3 protein-coding genes are annotated in these 1917 nt (G+C 28.5%); 2 read left to right on the forward strand and 1 reads right to left on the reverse strand.

Translation table 11 applies throughout. The annotated features are described in order from the left end of the window. On the forward strand, nt 1–275 hold a 275-nt coding region (locus V7014_RS26435), incomplete at its 5' end, for a hypothetical protein (RefSeq protein WP_335511991.1). Here V7014_RS26435 and V7014_RS26440 read toward each other — a convergent pair. After that, entirely contained in the window at nt 276–746 is a 471-nt protein-coding gene (locus tag V7014_RS26440; RefSeq protein ID WP_335511993.1) for a DUF5626 family protein, read from the reverse strand. Between the two features lie 942 nt (nt 747–1688). Between V7014_RS26440 and V7014_RS26445 the strand changes: the two genes are divergently transcribed. Then, nucleotides 1689–1917: hypothetical protein (locus V7014_RS26445; RefSeq protein ID WP_335511996.1), on the forward strand; the 229-nt coding region annotated here is incomplete at its 3' end.

A 1917-nucleotide genomic window follows, 5' to 3' on the forward strand; every position in this document is an offset into this window, starting at 1 on the left:
CGAAAGAAAAAGTAATTCTAGAGAAGAAAGTGAAAGAGCAAATCGACGAAGGTCTATTATTATTAATTATCACATTGGTCTCAAGTTTACTTACTCCAATCGGAATCATTATCGGTGGTATAATTATTCATAGAAACAAAAAAGAAAACACATACTATAAAATAATTAATATACTATGTGTTTTCAGTATTTTGATTAATATTTATTTTACTTATATCGTTATAGGCGAATGGTTTAATTGGAATGTTCATAACGATGTACAACTAATAGAATAATTAGGACGTAACAACTATACTATCTTTTTTTAAAGTAGCTCTTAAATTAATATTAGAACTTAGCAATCCTGTTTTCTTTACCAAATAATAAGTAGCCTGTTTACTTGAATCAACTTTTAAATTTTTCGAAATAAAACTACCCGAATATGCAATTGCACTTGGATTTTTCGCATTAGTTATTTTATTGCCACTAACAACAATATTATAACTAGCTTTCCATGAACCTGCTTTTTCAGAAGCGATCTTGTACGTACCATTTTGTACTGCTCTTAAACTTAAAAAAGAAGGTTCTTCTTCCTCATCTTCAATAGTTACTATTACTTCTTCACCATCTTCATCAATCAAAACAAACTGTTGTGTTCCTCCTTGATTAAGATCATACTCAGCTTCATTTTCCGCAGCATAACTATTAATGCTACCTAAACTACACAATAAAATAAGTGCTAATAAACTCAAAACTGTTTTTTTCAATTTGTGCCCTCCTAATCATGTGATGAAATTAGGATAACAAATGAAACAAAATGTCCTAAGAACGTTCTGGTTGCACATCGCAACTAACACTTGCATTCACATAAATCTAACATCAAATTAACCTCTAACCACTGCTAGTTCCCATCTTTGTACCTAAACGCTACTTTACTCTTAGTGTCATAACTAAACCGAAATTAGTGTTTCCTTTTGAGAATCATGAGCTGATTTCGCTTCTTGTTTACCAGTATATAAAAATATACTCCCATAATTAATACCAAAAGAAACATAGAAATGCTTATGTACTTCTTTTTCATTTATGTTGACACTCCTTATGGTGTTAAACTATGCCCAAACCTGCTTCAAAATCTCAAAGTATAGACTTCTATAATGAATGGCAAAAAAATAATTGGGTAGAAGAATTAGGTTTTGAACATATTATGGAGCATTGGATAGGAAAGTAAGTATCAAATCATAGGAATTTATTCTTTCAAAAAATAAAGCATGAATCGACTATTTATAAAAACCAGATAAAAATTTTAAAAAGCAATTTTTTCTGTTTCTTAACAGTATAAAGTTGCTTTTTGTTATTTATTATCTATCTTCAATACTTTGTCTCTGTTCATCCTAAGAAAATTCCCTATATAGTACCTTAGTTAATAAGACAAATATGTCCGTTTTATCATGCTTTAGATACTCTTTGCTGATAGTACTAACTATGTCAAGCTTATTCCCCCTACTATGCACACTAATATCATTTTTAATAAAATCAATATCTGTAAGCAACATTTTCGACATACTTTTTGATTTTGATTTTATTTTACATACTATTGATATAATAAATTATAATAAATAAAAAAGAAGTTAATTAAATTTTTAATGAAGTGATTTTTATTATTGATAAAATCATTGTAACTAGAAAACCAGTTTACAGGAGATGATTTTTTGGACTTTGAATACTTTGGAAAAAAGTTGACTGGAGGAGCCAATAGTTCCATGGGTTTTACCTATCAAGACAATTGTGCAATTATAAGTTATTTTGAAAATTTAAAAAGTGGAACTATAATTACGAATATGAGCGTTGAAACTATCAATGATTTTGTACTACATAGAGAAACTGATACAGTTGCTGTCCAAGTAAAAAAAAGCAGGTTATCAATTAAAGACGTTAAAA

The sequence above is a fragment of the Bacillus sp. JJ722 genome (assembly GCF_036963345.1).
Classification (GTDB): Bacteria; Bacillota; Bacilli; order Bacillales; family DSM-1321; genus Bacillus_AD.